19 protein-coding genes are annotated in these 18492 nt (G+C 56.9%); 13 read left to right on the top strand and 6 right to left on the bottom strand.

Going from position 1 to position 18492, the window contains the following annotated elements:
- The first annotated feature begins 18 nt into the window (after positions 1 to 18).
- A complete protein-coding gene (locus ACR0KC_RS10330) occupies positions 19 to 498 on the top strand; it encodes an invasion associated locus B family protein (RefSeq protein ID WP_170407630.1) in 480 nt (159 codons plus the stop codon).
- A 173-nt stretch (positions 499 to 671) separates the two neighbouring features.
- Here the strand turns inward: ACR0KC_RS10330 and ACR0KC_RS10325 are convergent, their stop codons facing one another.
- The 4 genes from ACR0KC_RS10325 to ACR0KC_RS10310 are packed head-to-tail and all read right to left on the bottom strand — an operon-like array spanning position 672 to position 6817.
- Positions 672 to 2033, bottom strand: coding sequence for an aminotransferase class III-fold pyridoxal phosphate-dependent enzyme (locus ACR0KC_RS10325; protein WP_480706291.1), 1362 nt, complete (start codon positions 2031 to 2033; stop codon positions 672 to 674).
- Positions 2034 to 2062: 29 nt separating this feature from the next.
- On the bottom strand, positions 2063 to 3166 hold the full coding sequence (locus ACR0KC_RS10320; RefSeq protein WP_480706289.1) for a mandelate racemase/muconate lactonizing enzyme family protein: 1104 nt from the start codon (positions 3164 to 3166) through the stop codon (positions 2063 to 2065).
- 13 nt (positions 3167 to 3179) lie between these two features.
- Positions 3180 to 4295: a mandelate racemase/muconate lactonizing enzyme family protein gene (locus ACR0KC_RS10315; RefSeq protein WP_480706287.1), complete on the bottom strand. Its 1116-nt coding sequence runs from the start codon at positions 4293 to 4295 to the stop codon at positions 3180 to 3182.
- 47 nt (positions 4296 to 4342) lie between these two features.
- Positions 4343 to 6817 (bottom strand): FAD-dependent oxidoreductase, encoded by a 2475-nt coding sequence (locus ACR0KC_RS10310; protein ID WP_480771807.1) that lies wholly within the window; start codon positions 6815 to 6817, stop codon positions 4343 to 4345.
- 214 nt (positions 6818 to 7031) lie between these two features.
- On the opposite strand from ACR0KC_RS10310, the gene ACR0KC_RS10305 reads away from it, so the two are divergent.
- Both ACR0KC_RS10305 and ACR0KC_RS10300 read left to right on the top strand, forming a co-directional pair.
- Positions 7032 to 8123, top strand: coding sequence for an aromatic ring-hydroxylating oxygenase subunit alpha (locus tag ACR0KC_RS10305; protein ID WP_170394282.1), 1092 nt, complete (start codon positions 7032 to 7034; stop codon positions 8121 to 8123).
- A 198-nt stretch (positions 8124 to 8321) separates the two neighbouring features.
- Positions 8322 to 8708, top strand: a complete 387-nt coding sequence (locus ACR0KC_RS10300; protein WP_480436495.1) for a carboxymuconolactone decarboxylase family protein — start codon at positions 8322 to 8324, stop codon at positions 8706 to 8708.
- 86 nt (positions 8709 to 8794) lie between these two features.
- On the opposite strand, the gene ACR0KC_RS10295 is transcribed toward ACR0KC_RS10300, so the two are convergent.
- Positions 8795 to 9022, bottom strand: a complete 228-nt coding sequence (locus tag ACR0KC_RS10295; RefSeq protein ID WP_170509507.1) for a hypothetical protein — start codon at positions 9020 to 9022, stop codon at positions 8795 to 8797.
- A gap of 284 nt (positions 9023 to 9306) precedes the next feature.
- Here ACR0KC_RS10295 and phnC point away from each other — a divergent pair, with 284 nt between their 5' ends.
- The 5 genes from phnC (at position 9307) to ACR0KC_RS10270 (ending at position 13972) form a co-directional block, all read left to right on the top strand.
- Positions 9307 to 10122: a phosphonate ABC transporter ATP-binding protein gene (phnC, locus tag ACR0KC_RS10290; protein ID WP_170394291.1), complete on the top strand. Its 816-nt coding sequence runs from the start codon at positions 9307 to 9309 to the stop codon at positions 10120 to 10122.
- 58 nt (positions 10123 to 10180) lie between these two features.
- On the top strand, positions 10181 to 11092 hold the full coding sequence (gene phnD, locus ACR0KC_RS10285; RefSeq protein ID WP_170611738.1) for a phosphonate ABC transporter substrate-binding protein: 912 nt from the start codon (positions 10181 to 10183) through the stop codon (positions 11090 to 11092).
- A 65-nt stretch (positions 11093 to 11157) separates the two neighbouring features.
- Positions 11158 to 12033, top strand: a complete 876-nt coding sequence (gene phnE / locus ACR0KC_RS10280) for a phosphonate ABC transporter, permease protein PhnE (protein WP_170407651.1) — start codon at positions 11158 to 11160, stop codon at positions 12031 to 12033.
- Entirely contained in the window at positions 12030 to 13355 is a 1326-nt protein-coding gene (gene phnE, locus ACR0KC_RS10275; protein WP_170407654.1) for a phosphonate ABC transporter, permease protein PhnE, read from the top strand. The genes phnE (ACR0KC_RS10280) and phnE (ACR0KC_RS10275) overlap by 4 nt, the downstream gene beginning before the upstream one ends.
- Positions 13355 to 13972, top strand: a complete 618-nt coding sequence (locus ACR0KC_RS10270) for a DapH/DapD/GlmU-related protein (RefSeq protein ID WP_170407658.1) — start codon at positions 13355 to 13357, stop codon at positions 13970 to 13972. The genes phnE (ACR0KC_RS10275) and ACR0KC_RS10270 overlap by 1 nt, the downstream gene beginning before the upstream one ends.
- On the opposite strand, the gene phnF is transcribed toward ACR0KC_RS10270, so the two are convergent.
- On the bottom strand, positions 13969 to 14688 hold the full coding sequence (phnF, locus tag ACR0KC_RS10265; RefSeq protein WP_170509522.1) for a phosphonate metabolism transcriptional regulator PhnF: 720 nt from the start codon (positions 14686 to 14688) through the stop codon (positions 13969 to 13971). The two genes, ACR0KC_RS10270 and phnF, sit on opposite strands and share 4 nt — an antisense overlap.
- Before the next feature lie 81 nt (positions 14689 to 14769).
- Between phnF and phnG the strand changes: the two genes are divergently transcribed.
- The 5 genes from phnG to phnK are packed head-to-tail and all read left to right on the top strand — an operon-like array spanning position 14770 to position 18491.
- Positions 14770 to 15225, top strand: a complete 456-nt coding sequence (gene phnG, locus ACR0KC_RS10260; protein ID WP_170394307.1) for a phosphonate C-P lyase system protein PhnG — start codon at positions 14770 to 14772, stop codon at positions 15223 to 15225.
- The gene (gene phnH / locus ACR0KC_RS10255; protein WP_480771806.1) at positions 15225 to 15788 is read left to right on the top strand and encodes a phosphonate C-P lyase system protein PhnH; all 564 of its coding nucleotides are present in this window, start codon (positions 15225 to 15227) and stop codon (positions 15786 to 15788) included. Before phnG ends, phnH begins: the two co-directional genes overlap by 1 nt.
- The gene (locus tag ACR0KC_RS10250) at positions 15788 to 16876 is read left to right on the top strand and encodes a carbon-phosphorus lyase complex subunit (RefSeq protein ID WP_480706278.1); all 1089 of its coding nucleotides are present in this window, start codon (positions 15788 to 15790) and stop codon (positions 16874 to 16876) included. The genes phnH and ACR0KC_RS10250 overlap by 1 nt, the downstream gene beginning before the upstream one ends.
- Complete coding sequence (locus tag ACR0KC_RS10245; RefSeq protein WP_170509531.1) at positions 16873 to 17724, top strand: alpha-D-ribose 1-methylphosphonate 5-phosphate C-P-lyase PhnJ; 852 nt, start codon at positions 16873 to 16875, stop codon at positions 17722 to 17724. The genes ACR0KC_RS10250 and ACR0KC_RS10245 overlap by 4 nt, the downstream gene beginning before the upstream one ends.
- The gene (phnK, locus tag ACR0KC_RS10240; protein ID WP_480771805.1) at positions 17721 to 18491 is read left to right on the top strand and encodes a phosphonate C-P lyase system protein PhnK; all 771 of its coding nucleotides are present in this window, start codon (positions 17721 to 17723) and stop codon (positions 18489 to 18491) included. Before ACR0KC_RS10245 ends, phnK begins: the two co-directional genes overlap by 4 nt.
- The last annotated feature ends 1 nt before the right edge of the window (position 18492 follow it).

Raw genomic sequence — 18492 nt, 5'->3', positions numbered from 1 at the left:
TTTATGAGGAACAGCAGTATGAAAACTTGGATCTACGCTTTGGTGGCGTCGTTCGGTTTGACAACTCAACTTGGCGCACAGGAAAACGAAGCGCCATTGTGGTCGGTCAACTGCAGCAATCAGGTCAACGGAACTGAATTGATTTGTGAAATGACCCAGACCATTATCTTAACCGAGAACAATCAAAGGCTTGCCTCGATTGCGTTCGTCAAACCTGCCGGCAGAGACGAGATCGAAGCGGTGCTGACACTGCCATTTGGCCTGCTGTTCTCTGAAGGGCTGATTGCTAAAGTGGATGATGCCGAGATCGCGCGGCTGGATTTTCTAACCTGCGAAGCACAGGGTTGTTTTGCCCGTTCTCCTGTTTCTCAGGACTGGATGTCAAAGATGCGCGCTGGCAATCTGTTGAGTATTGAAAGCGTAAACCGGGTCGGCGATCCGATTTCCTTTGGTTTCGATCTGGCGGGATTTAGCAGAATATCCGATATGCTGCCGTGATTGCCTGGCCTTCCTTCCAGAAGGCCGCACAGGCCTTCTTGGTTAGCAACGCGTAGAAGGGTCTGACCAGAGCGTTCATTTTGTGATTGCACTCGCAACGAGCGGAGGCTGCGGCGTAGGGCTATGTGATGGCTTTGGATTTCCGAGATGCGAGCGTTCGCGCCGACTAGTTCTCAGAGACACTCCCGGTCGGCGATGTCGAGGGTGCGGTCCAGAATCGCCAGCCCTGTAATCAGGTCGTCTTCACTGATGTTGAGCGGTGGGGTCAGGCGGATCACGTTCGAGAAGAATGACAGGTAGAGGCCTTCGTTCATCGCAAAGCTCATCATCTCGCTCATGGGTCTGGCGTCTTCGCCTTTGGCGGCAAATGGCACCAGCGGTTCGCGGGTGTCGCGGTTCTTGACCAGTTCGATGCCATTGAACATGCCCTTGCCGCGAATATCCCCGATCGAGGGGTGTTTCTTTGCCAGCTTGTGCAGCTCTGCGCGCATCTTTTCCCCCATCGCGGTGGCATGGGCCAGCGTGCCTTCTTCCTGCATGGCTCGGATCGCGGCAATGCCAGATGCGCAGGCCAGCGGATGGCCGGCATAAGTCAGGCCTCCGGGCAATGGGTAATCGCGCAGCCAGTCATGCAGCTCGGTACTGACGGACATGGTGCCAAGCGGCACGTAACCCGAGTTGATGCCCTTGGCCGAACAAATGATGTCCGGCTGAACACCCCAGTGATCGACGGCGAACCATTTTCCCGTCCGGCCAAACCCGGCCATGACTTCATCCGCGATCAGTAGGATGCCGTATTTTTCGCAGGTTGCCTTGATCGACTGCAGATATCCGTCGGGTGGCACGATGATCCCGTTTGTGCCGACAATAGGTTCCAGAATGACAGCGGCCACGGTGTTAGGGTTTTCATACATCAGGATTTCTTCCAGATGCGGCCCGCCTTGGGCGACCGGGCACTGGGCCGGGTCTTTGTGGCCAGTTGGTAACCGATAGACGTAAGGATCAAGCATCCGCACGATGCCCGGCATATCGGCGCGGGTCAGATGGTGGCGCGGGTCGCCGGTCAGCGATAGCGTGCCACCGGTTGCCCCGTGGTAGGAACGGTAGCGGGCAATGATCTTTGTCCGACCGGTGTAATGCCGCGCCAAACGGATCGCGGTTTCATTGGCGGCGGACCCTCCTGTTGTAAAAAAGGTTGATGAGATGTTGGCAGGCGTGATCTCGGTCATGATTGCCGCGAGTTCTGATCGAACATCCGAGCCCATGGCCGGGCCGATATAACAAAGCTTGTCCGCCTGATCCTTAATCGCTTGTACGATCTTGGGGTGCTGATGACCCATATTGGCGTTCACAAGTTGGCTTTGGAAATCGAGGTAGCGTTTACCTTCGCTGTCCCAGAACCAACTGCCCTGAGCACCTGTTATGACGCGCGGGCGGCTGCCCTGTTTCGACCAGCTTTGCAGATAATGATCCGCATGCATGTCTTTGACCCATTCGGGATCATGGGAGGGGTAGGCGTTGCTGAAGTCTTCCATAACAGGCCTCTTGGCGTGCGGGGTTGGGATCAATCGATGATGGTTACTGGCTGGCCCAAAGCGTCTGCATCAGGCCTGACGCCAAGGCCGGGGCCTTCGGGTGGGGCGATGCGACCGTTCCGGCGGCTAGGTGCATTCGGATCGAGACATGGTTTGACATAGTGGGACAGATCGCATGTATTCATGATGCCGTGCGCTGGGGTTGAGGCCGCAAGATGCAGCGAGGCGGCCGTCGTAACATCGCTGCCCCAGGTATCCTCGATGCACATCTGCGTGCCAAGCGACAGGCAGAGATCGCGGATTTGACGCATCGTCGAAAGGCCGCCCATCTTCGACAGTTTCAGCGCAGCAGCATCCATGCAGCCAGCGCGGTGTCCTGCCAGAACCGAATGAATGTCACAGGCGCTTTCGTCCAGCTTCATCGGCAGACCAGTCGCGGCGCGGACCTGGGCGCATTCCTCAATCGTGGCGCAGGGTTGTTCCAGCATTATGTCCAGATGCGAGACAGCGCGGCCAACTCGTGTAGCGGTCAGCGTATCTGACCCGCAATTCCAGTCTCCATAAACCAACGGGCCATCACCTACAGCCTCGCGCACCTGAATCAAACGAGCAACGTCGGCTTCCCAGTTGTTGTCCGCGCCCAGCTTCACCTGAAACTGTCGCATGCCCTGATCAAAGGCATCGCGCGCCATGCGCGCCATTTCATCCGGCGCGATACAGGTGATCGAGTGATACAGCGGCAAATCCGCGACCGCCCGCCCACCAAGCAAAGTGTAAAGCGGTAGGTCGGCTGCCTGTGCGGTCAGATCCCAAAGCGCTGTATCGATCGCTGACTTGGCGTAGCCATGCCCGATCAGATGCTTATTAAGGCGCTCCATCAGCGCTTCGGGACCAACCGGGTTAGCGCCGATGACAACGGGTGCCATCTCTTCAAGCGCTGGAGCCACGCCCTTGGCATAGGCGGGTAAATAATGCGGGATCGGACAAACCTCTCCCCAGCCCGATGCGCCGGTGTCGGTATCCAGGCGGACGACCACGGAAACCGTCGTATCGCAGGTCTTGCCCTCGGCCATGTAATAGGTGTCATGCGAGGTCAGCGGGACTTCCCAGGCGGTGATGCGAGTAATCTTCATCAGGCGGTTTCCATCAGGCGCAGGATTCGTAGGTTGCGACAGGTGGGCCAAGGCTGTCAAAGTCCGGCGTCACCCCAAGCCCCGGAGTATCTGTGGCATAGAGTTTACCGTCCCTTACTGTGGGGCCGCCAATCCCGGTGTTTCGTGTGTTGTAGTTCATCAGATCGGTCGAGTTGATCAGCATCTCTTGGGGTGTTGAGGCCGCAAAATGGGCAACTGCGGCGGTGGTGATCTGACCGCCCCACGTGTCCTCGGAGACAACCGGAATACCGTGATCAATCAGGAAATCACGCACCCGGCGGGCTTTGGACAGGCCGCCCAGGTTAGAAATCTTCAAGCAACAAATTTCGGCACCCCGATCGTTCACGATGCGTCGGGCCATTTCAATCCCGGTGACGCATTCATCCAGTTTCATTGGTTGCTCGGCTACGCGGCGCACCTGCTGGCACTCGTGGTAACTGTGGCAGGGTTGTTCGAGGATAAAGTTCAGATCGCGGGTTGCGCGGGCCACACGGATAGCGTTGTCAACGCGCCAACCCTGATTGGCATCTGCCATAGCCTTTTCACCGGGTTTCAGCAGGGGCACGCCTTCGCGGATACGGTCGATATCGGTCACCCAGTCGCCACCTACCTTGATCTGGAACTGCCGGTATCCCGCTGCGCGGTGCTGCTCCATCTCGGCGATGGTTTCTTCCAAGACAGGCTTTTGCGGCACAACCCGGTACATCGGCGCACCATCGGTGAGTTTGCCGCCCATCAGCATCCAAACAGGTTGTCCGGTGGACCGTCCCAGAATATCCCAACACGCTGCATCAAAGGGCGCTTTGGCGTAGCCGTGACCTTGGACCGTGCCATCCATCAACCGTTCGATCTTGGACAGCTGGCGGGGATCTTCCCCCAGCAAGCGCGGGGCGACGAGGCGGGCAAAGGCCTCGACGCCTTCGGAATGGGCGATCATGTAGTTCTCGCCGCATGGGGCAAACTCGCCGCAGCCCTGTAGACCCGCATCCGTGTCGATCACCACTACCGAAGACATCGACGTTGTGATCGCGTTGCCCGCGCCCCAGCCGTATGATCCGCCGACATAGGGCAGGGGGGTTTTGAACACACGGATACGGGTTATCTTCATGGCGTCACCATAGGGCTTCCGCGATGGCCGATGCTCTGGTTTTCAGATCACGCCAGTTCACGAACTGCGTCCGTGCGTGGGCGTTCGGATTTCGGATCATAGGCTGCTTCGCCGAGGACACGCCCTTTGCGGGGTACACCAGCGATAACTACTTCGATCTCTGTGCCCGGAACATTCACGTGTGGCTTGACGTAAGCAAAGGCGAGGATTTTGCCGACGCTGTGGCCATAGGCGACCGAGGCTGTTGCACCGACAACCTCGCCTTTGATCCGAATAGCCTCGCCCCCATGACCATCTTCGACCCCATCCGGTTCGATCTCCAAAAAGGCGCAAATCCAAGGCATCTCGCCCGCCTCAGACTGAGCGGCACTGGCGCGCGTTGCTTCGACACCCAGATACTCTTTGTCCAGCTTGAAGAACCGGCTGACATTGGCCTCTGGAAGCGTGACCTCGTTGGTCAGTTCTCCAGCACCGGGGAATGCTTTTTCCATGCGCAGGCTGTTCATCGCAAACGAGCCGTAGTTTTCGATGCCAAATTCCTCGCCGGCAGCCCACAGTGCGTTGTAGACGTCAACGCAGGTTTCATCCGGCATATGGAATTCCCAACCCAACTCGCCCGCATAGGACATGCGAAAGGCCCAGACCTTGTGCCCCGCGATGGTGATTTCCTGAGCCGACAGCCAGCGGAACCCGGCGTTGGACAGGTCCGCGTCGGTGCATCTGGCCAGTACCTCGCGGGATTTTGGCCCGTTCAGGGACAAAGCCGACCAATCTTCAGAGAGCGTTTTGACAAAGACGGTCTCTCCCGCGAGGTTCTGGTTCAAGTGATCGACAAGGCGCTGTTCAAAGAACGCCGCGCAGACCAGATAATAGCGGTCTTCCGCCATGCGAACGATGGTCGTCTCAAGCTCGATACGGCCCCGGCGGTTCAGAAAGTGGGTCAAGGTGATCGAGCCATCTTTCTGTGGCATCTTGTTGGCCGTCAGACGGTCAAGATAGGCATAGGCATCGGGGCCTGAAACTTCGACTTTGGTGAACGCGGTCACGTCCATGATACCAACACGCTCACGCACGGCTTGGCATTCCAGCGCAACCATGTCGAAGACTTCGTTGCGGCGGAACGAATAGTGGTCACGCTGTTCAACACCATTGCGCGCGAACCATCGCGGGCGCTCGTGGCCAAAAACCTCTTCATAGACCGCGCCCTTTTCCTTGAGGATTTCATACAGCGGCGAGGGTTTGATCGGACGCCCTTCAAGACGATTGAAATGCGGAAAGGGGATCTCGTGCCGCAGCTTGTAATCCTCATGCGCCTTGATGACCTGCCAGTCTTTCTTGGCATAGCTGCCAAAGCGGCGCGGATCATAGTCACGCATGTTGATATCGGCAGCACCGTGTACCATCCATTTGGCCAGTTCACGGGTCAGACCAGGCCCCCAACCGATGCCGATCTGCGTGCCACAGCAGCACCAGTAATTCTTGACGCCGGGTGCGGGGCCGACCATCGGGTTGCCATCTGGCGGGTGGCTGATTGCACCATGAACTTCGCGGGTGATGCCCAGTTCAGAAAAGATCGGCATCCGTTCCAATGAGTTTTCCAGCCAAGGCATGACACGGTCATAATCCGCCTCGAACAGCCAGTTTTCGTACTCCCATGGGCATTCATCATGCCAGACAGAGTTCGAGTTCTCCTTTTCATAGATCCCGATCAGGCCCTTTTTCTGTTCCATGCGGATATAGCCCGAAACCATCTTGTCATCGCGGATCACCGGCAGCTCGGTCTTCAGGTCTCTGAATTCAGGCACATCTTCAGTGACAAAATAATGATGGGTCATCGAGGTCATGGGTAATTGCAGGTTCGACCATTCGCCCATCTGACGGGCATAGGTGCCGCCTGCATTAACGACGTGTTCGCAGGTGATGGTGCCTTGTTCGGTTTCCACCACCCATTCACCTGCATCGTTCTGGGTGATGTTGGTCGCGCGACAGTGGCGGAAAATCTTCACACCTTTCTGACGGGCCCCAGCTGCCATCGCCATAGTCACGTTCGAAGGATCAACGTGACCGTCATCTGGCGTATAAAGCGCACCAATGACACCGTCGAGGTTATAGTAGGGGTGTTTGTCAGCTATGAAGTCAGGCCCTACCAACTCGATATTGAACCCCAGCGCTCGGCCAACTGATAATGTGTGGCGAAGCCAGTCCATCTCATCCTCGGTATAGGCCAGACGGAATGAACCGCAGCCGTGCCACGTGACCGCCTGACCGGTTTCTTCCTCAAGTGTCTTGGAATAAAGGCCAATGTTATAGTCGACCATTTTGCCCAGCCCGTAGGAACTGGTGGAGTGAGTAATCTGACCAGCGGCATGCCAGGTGGAGCCCGAAGTTAACTCGGCCTTTTCCAACAGCACCGTGTCTTCGCCCCAACCTTCATGGCCCAGGTGATAGGCCAGTCCGCAACCCATGACGCCACCGCCGACAATGACGACCTTTGCGCGTGCAGGCAGTTCCTTTTTAGACATCGCAACTTCCTGTTTCCGAGACATGGAATTCTGTGGACTTCCTATTGCTACATATGTACCACTGTCAATTAAAAATGGCACAAATGTACATACCGAGGTAAGCAATGTGCGGTACAGATGTTTCAAGTGGTATTCTGACGCGTACGGATGTTACGAATCCTGACGCGATCTTTTTGACTGAAACACCAGCCCGGCTTGTATCAGGAGAAAAAATATGACTGTCCTGCCAACCCACTCGCTCGAGGCCCGGTACTATACGGATCCTGACATATTCGACAAAGAGATGAACGGCCTGTTGTGCAGAACTTGGCAATACGCTGGTCATGCGGCAGATATCCCAAATGTAGGCGATTACTTTGCGTTCGAAATCGCTGGTCAGAACCTTTTTGCCATTCGCGGACGCGACAATCTTGTCAGGACTTTCTACAACGTGTGCCAGCATCGTGCGCATGAAATGGTGACCGGAACCGGAAATACCCGTGTAGTGGTCTGTCCCTATCATCAGTGGACCTATGAGCTGACTGGCGGCCTGCGGTCTGGACCGAACATCAAGAAAGTTCCCGGTTTTGATCGCGCGAAAATCTGTCTGACCGAAGTACGGACCGAAGACTTCCTCGGGTTCATCTTTGTCAATTTGGACGATAACGCGGCAACGATGGACGAATGGTATCCCGGCGTCCGGGACGAGTTGTCTGAGTTCGTGCCGAACACTAACGCTCTGGCCCCCTTAGAGTGGGTGGAAATTCCCGAAAACTGCAATTGGAAGGTTTCGATCGAGAATTACTCGGAATGCTATCACTGCCCAACTAATCACCCGACCTTTGCCGAAGGCGTGATCAAACCGGAAACCTATGACATTCAGCCCGATGTGTCGGGAGGTTACGTGCTGCGTCACACGACCGAGTGCCAAAGCCTCGAAAAGATGACCTATCCGATTGATCTGGAAAGCAACAAGCACGCGGGCGACTATCAAAGCTGGTTCCTGTGGCCGATGTTCTCGTTCCAATGCTATCCGGGAAATGTTCTGAACACCTATCATTGGCGGGCAAATACAGTGGACAGCTGTACCGTCTGGCGCGGGTGGTACACAGAAGGCGGTCATGAAAGCGACGTGATCCGTGGCCTTGCCACTCAGGATCGCGAAACGACTGTGGCCGAGGATATTCGGTTAGTGGAATCCGTTCACCGCGGCCTGAAATCCAAAGGGTACAAACCGGGACCGCTGGTGCTTGATCCGGCCTGTGGCGTCATGAGCGAGCATTCCGTTGCGAAGCTTCAACAATGGATGCGCGAGGCGATTGAATAACGTTACGTGCTGTGGATGGGCCAGATAAGACATCACCGAAGCCAACGCTGTGCCAAAGGGCACACCCGACCAGAACGACGCGATCGAGCCCCTTGCCTTCGGTGGTGGGGTTGGTTGTAAGTCAGGGACGGCGGCTTTAGCGGAATATCGAGCCAGGACCGACTAAGTTGCAGATCGGTCGTTTCACCTGAGGAGAGAATGATGGACGACAACCTGTTTGAACATGGCCTGAAGCAGCGCAAGTCGACGCTGGGCGCCGAGTATGTTGAGAAGAACCTGGCAGCGGCGGATGATTTTACCCGCTCATTCCAAGAGAACATGACTGCTTGGTGCTGGGGCTTCGGCTGGGGGGATGACACGATCGATCACAAGACCCGTTCGATGATGAACCTCGCTATGATTGGGGCACTCGGCAAGATGCATGAATGGGAAATCCACTGTAACGGCGCGTTGAACAATGGTGTCACCAAAGAGGAAATCCGATCAATCATTCATGTGATCGGCATTTATTGTGGCGTCCCGCAGTCTCTTGAATGCTTCCGTGTCGCTCGCAAAGTCCTGACCGAACGTGGGCTGCTGGACTGATCTGATCCCTTCGCGAGATCTTCAGAAGGAACGACACAATCAGCGAGATTGCGCGTCTGCAGTTCGCGCGGTCTGCTGACACCTGCCTAAGCCGGGTCTGGCACCTCACCTTGCCAATGGTCCCCCATCGCGACGATGCATGAAGTGCCGTTGGCGTAGTTCTGAACGATCATCCAGTCTCCGCTTGTGCGTTTGACCCAAACCTCCAGCATCGTTTCGGGATCGCGCAAACCCATGCCCTGACGTTCGGCCCCCAGAACCTGTTTCAGTGTCTGTGCCATCCGCGCGCTGTCATCACAGCTGACATCCGCCATTTTAGACTGCGCAGTAGAAGGCACCACAAGGCATAGAAGAAGAAGGCTGGCATGAAGACGGGTCATAGGTGAAGGTTAGTTCTTTCTGCGCTCAAGCGTAACAGTTTTATGACGCCCTGTGGATAAAACTCGCGCAGAGTCCTGCGAGAAACGCCACACACTGCAGAACCAGGCAATCATCGCGCCTGTCACAAATCTTTCGCGTAGATGTAAACGAAACGATTCAAAAGCGTCACGAAGCTTTTGATTTGACGTTCTATCCGCCTCGCAACGATGGGGGCGATATGCTGAGAATTGAAAAGCTGACCAAAAAGTTTGGTGACAAACGGGCCGTGGATTCGGCGAATATCGTTGTCGACAAGCCAACCATGATCGGGATTATAGGCAGCTCCGGGGCTGGAAAATCCACGCTTTTGCGCATGGTCAACCGTCTGAGCGATGCAACGACCGGCACAATTACTTTTGAAGGCGAAGAGATCTCTGCGCTTCGCGGTGCTGCCAAACGCGAATGGCAATCGCGCTGTGCGATGATCTTCCAGCAGTTCAATCTTGTACCGCGCATGGATGTCGTCTCGAACGTTTTGCATGGCACGCTGAACAGGCAATCGACCTTTTCGACGATGTTCAACCTGTACCCGCGGTCGGATATTCATAAGGCGATTGAAATTCTGGATCGGCTAGGCATTGCCGAGCAAGCACCCAAACGAGCCGAAGCCTTATCAGGCGGCCAGCAGCAACGCGTCGCCATCGCCCGCGCGCTGATGCAGGACCCGAAGATCATTCTGGCGGATGAGCCGATTGCCTCGCTGGACCCAATGAATGCACAGGTTGTGATGCAGTCGCTGCGGGCCATTCACGAAGAAGACGGCCGAATGGTCATTGCTAATCTGCACACGTTGGATACCGCGCGTCGCTACTGCGACCGGGTCATCGGAATGCGTGATGGTCGGATTGTGTTCGACGGCACCCCTGCGCAGCTGACCACGGGCGTAGCGCGCGACATCTACGGTGCAGGCGCGGACTTTTCCGAGGCCGCAACCTCGACCGAGATCGAAACACTGGACAGGCCCGAGGTCCGCGAAGCGGAAGCCTACGTCTGAGCCATTTCCCCCCCGCGTCCGTCGCGGGCCACCTTCATCTAACCGAACGGAGAAAATGATGAAAAAGACCCTCGCACTGTCGTTTGCCGCCACGACTGTATTGAGCACTGCTGCTCTTGCCGAAGAAATCACCGAGTTTCGCATTGGCATCCTCGGTGGTGAAAATGCCCAGGACCGCATGAACTCGTACCAGTGTCTTGCAGACTATACCTCTGAGGCGTTAGGCGTTGAGACCAAGCTATTCGCCCCGGCGGACTACAACGGTGTGATACAGGGCCTGTTGGGCGGTACACTCGACATGGCATGGCTGGGTGCCTCTTCTTACGCGGCCACCTATCTGCAAGACCCCGAAGCAGTTGAGCCCGTTCTGATCAAGGTCAATGTGGATGGTTCAATCGGGTATCACTCGATTGGGTTCGCCCGCAAGGATAGTGGCGTCACCTCACTGGACGACATGAAAGGCAGAGTGTTTGGGTTTGGAGATCCGAACTCGACCTCAGGTTATCTGATCCCGTCGATCGAAATCCCGCAATACAAAGAAGGTATCACCATGGAGTCGGGTGAGTATTTCGGTGAGGTCAAATTCACTGGTGGCCACGAGCAGACGATCGTCGCTGTGAATAATGGCGACATTGATGGTGGTGTGACCTGGGCCGATGGTCAGGGCAACTGGGAAGATGGATACAATTCTGGTGCCCTGCGCAAAGCGGTTGACGCAGGTCTTGTCGACATGAACGACATGGTCCAGATCTGGAAATCGAACGTTATCCCCGAAGGCCCTGTGGTTCTGCGCAAGGCGTTGCCTGCCGATGTCCGTGCGACCATGACAGATCTTGTCGATGGCCTGCACGAGCGTGACCCCGATTGCGCTTATGGTGTGGCGGCAGGCGAGACGCTGGGTTTCCAGCCGGTATCGCATGACACCTACATCTCGATTGTTGAGGCCCGCAAAGCCAAAATCGGTGGCTAACGCGCGCACATGACGTTTCCGGCAACCCATTGGGGTTGCCGGTCTTTATTCATTCGGGGCTCGGGATGGCAGATTTATCAATCGGTGCGGCGCCAGGCGGCGTTGAGACCATTCAATCCAGCTATATGGCACAAGTTCACAAGCGCAGGCTTTATGGCGGGCTGACGCTGCTGATCTTTGTGGTCCTGATGGTATCAGGTTTCAACATTGCGGATTCCCGAAACGCGGGTGGGTTCTGGGACGGATTGCATCAGATCGGTGATTACCCGGCGGATGTGCTGTCTGAAGCTTGGGAAAAGCGGGCCGATCTGCCTGGCCTGATCGTGAAGTACATCCCTGCACTGGTTGAGACGGTGAACATTGCCGCAGTTTCCACGTTGATCGGGGCCATCGGTGGTCTGATCCTGTCGCTTCTTGGCACACGCGGGCTGGCGAAATGGCCGGGTCTAATCCCGGTCTTCCGGCGTATCTCGGATGTTATGCGCGCAGTGCCGGAAATCGTTATCGCGCTTGTGCTGATCTTTGTCCTTGGCGGCGGGCCGGTGCCGGCGATGATCGCCATCTCAATCCACACCGCTGGGGCGCTTGGCAAAATGTTCTCGGAAGTGTCCGAAAACGCGGATCTGAAACCGGTTGAGGGGTTGGCTTCGACCGGGGCGACTTGGTCGAAACAGATGATGCTGGGTATCCTGCCACAGGTCGCGCCAAACTATATCAGCTACACGTTGCTGCGATTTGAGATCAATATTCGCGCTTCTGCCATCCTGGGCTTCGTCGGCGCGGGAGGGTTGGGTTACGAACTGCGCAATGCCATGGCTTGGGGTCCGGGTCGTTTTGACGAGGCCGGCGCGATTTTCATCCTGCTATTCAGCACCATCGTATTCTTCGATCAGGTGTCCAGCCGCTACCGCAACCGTCTGACCGAAGGGCAGGGCCAATGACCACAATTGATTGGAACTTCGGGCTGGACGGGGCCAAGCTTGACGCCGAAAAGCTATTTCAGCGTAAACGATTGATCGGTTTTAGCATCCCTGTCGTGATCCTCGTTTATCTCACCTACATCTTCTTTGCCTTCGACCTGCCGGGCCTTGCGCAACGTGCCAATCTGGACAACGCCGTTACACTGGCTTCTGATAGCTGGTCACACAAAGTGCATGTCACACGCAATAATCAGAGCGGTGAAGTGACCTATGCTGTTGAGGGCGAGCGTAAGGGCACTTATCCCGAGGGTAAACGTCCCGACTGGGTATCGGGTGAAGAGGTGACGACGATCGATCTGGGCCGCAATCATATCGTGCGGTTCCTGTCTGACAACCGGACCGAGATTGAAATACCCGACTTCCAGCTGATCGAAGTGCAGGCCAAGGGACGCCGCCTGACGACAAATCTGCCCTCTGAACTGCCCGACTGGATTTCCGCATCTGAACGGCGTGTTGGCGTCACAACGCCTGAGGGCCGGATCACCATGACGGGCGCTCGGACTGAAGTGTTCAACTATTTCCCGGGTTGGGAGCTGTTCTGGTTCACGCTTGACAGTCCCTACCACGGCCATGGGATTGGAGAGATCCTGTTTGGCGCGCAGATCGATCCAAGCCGTTCGAATATCGCAGGCGCAATCTCTGACTGGTGGAACAACGCGATGTGGCGGCATAAGGATGTGGCCTGGGCCATCGGAGAAACGATCCTGATGGCATTTCTGGGTACGATGGGTGCCGCGATGATCGCGCTGCCATTGGCCTTTCTCGCCGCCAAACGGTTTTCGCCGATCATGTTGCTTCGCGCCGCAACGCGCCGTCTTTTCGACTTTGTGCGCGGTGTGGACGCATTGATCTGGACTGTGGTTCTGGCTCGGGCCTTTGGCCCCGGACCATTGACCGGCGCGTTGGCGATTCTGATTACCGACACGGGCACGTTTGGCAAAATCTTCTCGGAGGCGTTGGAAAACGTTGATCAGAAACAGATCGAGGGGGTGTCCTCGACCGGGGCTAAACCGCTACAGCGATACCGGTTCGGGGTGATCCCGCAGGTTGTTCCCGTGCTGCTGGCCCAGATTCTATATTTCCTCGAGTCCAATACACGTTCGGCAACGATCATCGGTGCGATCACCGGTGGCGGCATCGGACTGATGCTGACGCAAGCCATCCAGACGCAGAAAGATTGGGAAGAGGTCGCCTATTACATTGTCCTGATCATCATCATGGTGATGTTCATGGATTGGGCCTCGGGCTGGTTGCGCGGCAAGCTGATCGGGCGGAAAGACTGATGGCGCGGCTTTCAGCGGAACAGCCCTGCATTCACCCCGAATGTGAGATTACCGAAAGCACGTTCGGGGCCTATGTTGAAATCGGCAAGGGCAGTCGCGTCGTACATACAAAAATGGGCGACTACAGCTATTGCGATCGTTATGCCGACATCGCCAACGCGAAGGTCGGTAAGTTCGCCAACATCGCCGCGTTTTCGCGGATCGGCGCGACTGATCACCCGCTGCACACGGCGTCCTGTCACCATTTCCTGTATCGCTCGAACGATTATTGGGACGATGCGGATCGGGACGAGGTGTTTTTCAGTCACCGCAAATCCCGAATTGTCCATATCGGGAACGATACATGGATTGGCGCAGGCGCGATGATAAAGCCCGAGGTCACACTGGGTGACGGGGCTGTTGTGGCTGCGGGTGCCTTGGTGACGAAGGATGTAGACCCCTACACAATTGTTGCCGGTACACCTGCAAGACCCTTGCGACTGCGTCAGCCACGACACATCGCCGATCGGTTGATCGCATTGGCCTGGTGGAATTGGTCTCATGACAAGTTGCGGTTGGCGCTCGACGATTTCCGTGCTCTGACGGCTGATGCGTTTCTGGAGAAATACGAGCCTTAACTCTCAAGGGTCAGTGTCACCCGATCTCCAACAAACCAGGTTCGGCCAAATTCAACCGGTTGTCCCTTTTCGTCCACATTCACCCCGGATGATCTGAGAAGCGGGTCCCCTTCAGAGACCTGCAGATGTAGCGCTTGGGTGGCCGTCGCGCGCGTGGCCGTCAGCCGGGTTGAGGCCCGAGTATAGTCAGTGACGCCCGACCTGTTTAACGCCTCGGTAACGCTGCTGGTCTCTTGCAGCGCAGCAGTGATGCCAGGCAGGCGCTCAAGGGGAAACATGCTTTCAAACACGGCAATCGGGTGCCCGTCCGCCAATGAGAGGCCGTGATACGCACAGATCTGATCACCGGGTGAAACGGTCAGTGCGGTGGCCTCGCCCTCGGTCGCTGCCCGTTCTTCAACATGAAGCACCCTCTTTTCTGGTCTGCGACCAGCAGCGATGAGGTTTTCATGGAATCGCACCCGCGAGCCGATGGGGTAATCGGTGGGCGTGGCTGCCACAAAAGCGCCCGCGCCCCGGCGCGTTCGGATTAGGCCCTCATCCACAAGGGCCGAGATGCCGTGACGCACCGTATGGCGGTTCACACCGAACCGCTCTGCCAGTGCCGCTTCGGTTGGCAGCTTATCACCCGGGCCATAGCGCCCTTCGGCCATATCGCTGCGAAGTGCGTCGGCGATGGCCTTCCAGATCGGGGTTTTGGTGGGAGTGTCACGCAAGTTTCACAAAATTCCTCTGTCTGACGGCGGCAAATATGATAAGATGTGTATAGTTGTATAGTATATGGAAAAGTTGTCGAGATGAAAGACACTTTTGATGAAAACGCGGACCGGAAGGCTTGGATGAGCCTGCTGGCCAAAGCGCCGGAGGGACGCGTGGCCGCCCTGTTGGATGCAGCGATGCCTCGCCCCGGCTTCACATGGCTGCGTGCTCCTGAGATTGGCAGCACCATGGTTCGGGCTCGCGCAGGTGGGACTGGTGCGCCGTTCAATCTGGGCGAAATGACGGTAACACGCTGTGCGCTGACTCTGGGAGCGGGCGAAGTCGGACATGCCTATATACAAGGCCGTCGGAAAGAAGATGCCGAAGTCGCCGCGCTAGTTGATGCACTGATGCAGACAGATGTGTCTGATCTGTTGCGCACAAAAGTGCTGACCCCTTTGCGAGATGAGCTGACCAATGCAAAGGCCGCGCGTGCCGCCAAAGCCGCAGCCACTAAGGTTGATTTCTTCACCATGGTACGAGGAGAGGATTGATGCAGTCAGAAGCCCTGATCGGCGGTTTCAAGGATCCCGCGATCCAATCTGCCCACGCCTTTCGCAGCGTGATGGAAGCAATGGCGCGTCCCGGTACCGTGCAAGAGATTTCTGGCGCAGTTCCTCCGGCCCCAATGTCATCAGCAGCGGGTGCGGTGTTGTTGACGCTTTGCGACACTGAGACGCCGGTTTATCTGGCAGGTGCGCTGGATTGCGACGCCGTACGCAGCTGGCTTGCATTCCACACCGGCGCACCGCTGACCGGCCCGTCGCATTGTATGTTTGCCATTGGTGCGTGGTCGGATCTTGGACCATTGAACGCATACCCGATCGGGACGTCCGAATATCCGGATCGCTCTGCCACGTTGATCGTGGAATGCCCCGAACTCATCGCTTCAGGGGCGACTCTGACAGGTCCGGGCATCAAGGATAAAGCCGCGCTTTCATTGTCCGAGCTTGAGGCGTTTCAGCAAAATCAGATGCTATTTCCCCTGGGGCTCGACTTCATCTTCACGAATAGCAGCCGCCTAGCGGCTTTGCCAAGAACGACCGAGGTGTCCTGATGTATGTCGCAGTAAAAGGCGGTGAGCGCGCGATTGAGAACGCCCACGCCTGGCTTGCCGAAGAACGCCGTGGTGATACCGATGTGGCGGAACTGAGCATCGCGCAAATCCGCGAACAGCTTAGCCTGGCGGTCAATCGTGTCATGGCCGAAGGCTCGTTGTTCGATCCTGATCTGGCCGCACTTTCGATCAAGCAAGCACGAGGCGATCTGATTGAGGCCATCTTCTTAATCCGCGCCTATCGAACCACGTTGCCACGCTTTGGCGCATCCGCGCCTGTTGATACCGCGGCAATGGCTTGCGACCGGCGCATTTCGGCAACCTTCAAGGATTTGCCGGGCGGGCAGGTGCTTGGGCCGACCTTCGACTACACTCATCGCTTACTGGATTTCAAACTGGCTGCTGATGGTGAGGTGCCCAAAGCCCCAGCGCGCGAAGCTGAACTGGGTGAAGTGCCGCATGTCACGGATTTCCTCAATCGCGAAGGCCTGATCGAGGAAGCGCCGCATGACGATACGCCGCCACCTGATCTGACCCGCGAGCCGATTGAAATGCCCGCCGATCGCGCCCTGCGCCTTCAGGCGCTGACCCGCGCGGATGAAGGTTTCACCCTCGGTCTGGCGTATTCCACACAGCGCGGATACGCGCGCAATCACGCCTTTGTTGGAGAGCTTCGGATCGGGTCCGTTCCGGTGGAAATGGAGATCCCTGAGCTCGGCTTTGCTATCGAAATCGGTGAGGTCGTTCTGACCGAATGTGAAACGGTTAACCAGTTCAAGGGCTCCAAAACCGAGCCGCCGCAATTCACCCGAGGTTATGGGCTTGTGTTTGGTCAGACGGAACGCAAGGCGATCTCGATGGCTTTGGTCGACCGTGCGCTGCGGTGGGAAGAACTGGGTGAGGATAATGTTGGCGCACCTGCTCAGGATGCCGAGTTTGTTCTCTATCACGCGGACAACATTCAAGCGACGGGGTTTCTAGAGCATATCAAGCTGCCGCATTACGTCGACTTCCAGTCTGAACTGGAACTGGTGCGCAAACTACGCCGCGAGGCTGGCGCGAATCAGGTGCAGGAGGCTGCGGAATGAACGCCTATAACTTTGCTTATCTGGACGAGCAGACCAAGCGGATGATCCGCCGTGCAATTCTGAAAAGTCTGGCGATCCCGGGCTATCAGGTGCCGTTTGCCTCGCGCGAAATGCCCATGCCGTATGGCTGGGGTACGGGCGGTGTGCAGGTCTCGGCCGCTGTGTTGACCCCGGATGACACGTTCAAGGTGATCGATCAGGGCTCGGACGATACCACAAACGCGGTCTCGATCCGCACCTTCTTTGAGCGCACTGCGGGGGTTGAAACAACCACAACGACAAGCGACGCCTCCGTGATTCAGACTCGCCACCGGATTCCCGAGGAGCCGCTGCAAGAAGGTCAGATCCTTGTCTATCAGGTGCCTATCCCCGAGCCGTTGCGCTTTCTGGAACCGCGAGAGAGCGAAACCCGCAAGATGCACAGCCTTGAGGAATACGGGCTGATGCATGTGAAGCTGTACGAAGATATCAGTCGTCATGGGCATATCGCGACGTCGTATGCTTACCCGGTGAAGGTCGAAGGCCGCTATGTAATGGACCCGTCGCCAATCCCGAAATTCGATAACCCAAAGCTTGGTGATATGGCTGCGATCCAGCTGTTCGGAGCTGGGCGTGAACAACGGATCTACGCGCTGCCACCCTACACGCAGGTTGTCTCACTGGATTTTGAGGATCATCCGTTTGAGGCGTCCAAGGCCGACCAAGCCTGCGGCTTGTGCGGTGCCGAAGACAGCTATCTGGACGAGGTAATCATCGATGACGCGGGTGGGCGGATGTTCGTCTGCTCGGATACCGACTATTGCGAGGCGCGCCAGGCGGCGGGTCACAAAGGAAAGGACGCCGCATGACACCTTTGCTGTCTGTTCGGGACATCACAAAGCGCTATGGCCCAAACATTGGCTGTGCTGATGTGTCATTCGACCTCTATCCCGGCGAGGTCATGGGGATCGTTGGCGAAAGCGGGTCAGGTAAGTCGACACTGCTGAATTGCATGGCCGGGCATCTGACCCCGGATGCCGGAGAGGTTGTGTTCGACACCCGCGCAAAAGGTCCGCAGGACACGGTAACGATGTCCGAGCCCGAGCGCCGGATGCTGAGCCGTACCGATTGGGCCTTTGTCCACCAACATGCACGCGACGGGTTGCGCATGGGCGTCAGTGCCGGTGGGAATGTAGGTGAACGGCTGATGGCCGTTGGAGAGCGTCACTATGGCGACATACGTGACAAGGCCACGGATTGGCTGCACCGAGTGGAGATCGATGCCTCCCGTGTGGATGATCGCCCGACGACCTTTTCGGGCGGGATGCAGCAGCGCCTGCAGATTGCACGAAACCTCGTGACCGGTCCTCGGCTGGTGTTTATGGATGAGCCAACGGGCGGTTTGGACGTGTCCGTTCAGGCGCGGTTGCTCGACTTGTTGCGCGGGTTAGTTCGCGACATGGGCTTGTCGGCGATCATCGTCACGCATGATCTGGCCGTGGTGCGCCTGCTGGCAGATCGGTTGATGGTGATGAAATCGGGCCGCGTGGTCGAGGCAGGCCTGACCGATCAAGTGCTGGATGACCCGCAACACGCCTATAGCCAACTTCTTGTCAGTTCCGTTTTGCAGGTGTGAG

The organism is Ruegeria sp. CF3 (genome assembly GCF_056537365.1).
This window is presented reverse-complemented; position numbering and strand designations above follow the sequence as displayed.

Coding starts and splice junctions, on each gene's coding strand:
- ACR0KC_RS10305 (WP_170394282.1), top strand. CDS start 7,032: ATGACTGTCCTGCCAACCCACTCGCTCGAGGCCCGGTACTATACGGAT.
- ACR0KC_RS10325 (WP_480706291.1), bottom strand. CDS start 2,033: ATGGAAGACTTCAGCAACGCCTACCCCTCCCATGATCCCGAATGGGTC.
- phnC (WP_170394291.1), top strand. CDS start 9,307: ATGCTGAGAATTGAAAAGCTGACCAAAAAGTTTGGTGACAAACGGGCC.
- phnH (WP_480771806.1), top strand. CDS start 15,225: ATGCAGTCAGAAGCCCTGATCGGCGGTTTCAAGGATCCCGCGATCCAA.
- ACR0KC_RS10310 (WP_480771807.1), bottom strand. CDS start 6,817: ATGTCTAAAAAGGAACTGCCTGCACGCGCAAAGGTCGTCATTGTCGGC.
- phnK (WP_480771805.1), top strand. CDS start 17,721: ATGACACCTTTGCTGTCTGTTCGGGACATCACAAAGCGCTATGGCCCA.
- ACR0KC_RS10295 (WP_170509507.1), bottom strand. CDS start 9,022: ATGGCGGATGTCAGCTGTGATGACAGCGCGCGGATGGCACAGACACTG.
- phnG (WP_170394307.1), top strand. CDS start 14,770: ATGAAAGACACTTTTGATGAAAACGCGGACCGGAAGGCTTGGATGAGC.
- ACR0KC_RS10270 (WP_170407658.1), top strand. CDS start 13,355: ATGGCGCGGCTTTCAGCGGAACAGCCCTGCATTCACCCCGAATGTGAG.
- ACR0KC_RS10320 (WP_480706289.1), bottom strand. CDS start 3,166: ATGAAGATTACTCGCATCACCGCCTGGGAAGTCCCGCTGACCTCGCAT.
- ACR0KC_RS10315 (WP_480706287.1), bottom strand. CDS start 4,295: ATGAAGATAACCCGTATCCGTGTGTTCAAAACCCCCCTGCCCTATGTC.
- phnE (WP_170407654.1), top strand. CDS start 12,030: ATGACCACAATTGATTGGAACTTCGGGCTGGACGGGGCCAAGCTTGAC.
- ACR0KC_RS10245 (WP_170509531.1), top strand. CDS start 16,873: ATGAACGCCTATAACTTTGCTTATCTGGACGAGCAGACCAAGCGGATG.
- phnD (WP_170611738.1), top strand. CDS start 10,181: ATGAAAAAGACCCTCGCACTGTCGTTTGCCGCCACGACTGTATTGAGC.
- ACR0KC_RS10330 (WP_170407630.1), top strand. CDS start 19: ATGAAAACTTGGATCTACGCTTTGGTGGCGTCGTTCGGTTTGACAACT.
- phnE (WP_170407651.1), top strand. CDS start 11,158: ATGGCAGATTTATCAATCGGTGCGGCGCCAGGCGGCGTTGAGACCATT.
- ACR0KC_RS10300 (WP_480436495.1), top strand. CDS start 8,322: ATGATGGACGACAACCTGTTTGAACATGGCCTGAAGCAGCGCAAGTCG.
- ACR0KC_RS10250 (WP_480706278.1), top strand. CDS start 15,788: ATGTATGTCGCAGTAAAAGGCGGTGAGCGCGCGATTGAGAACGCCCAC.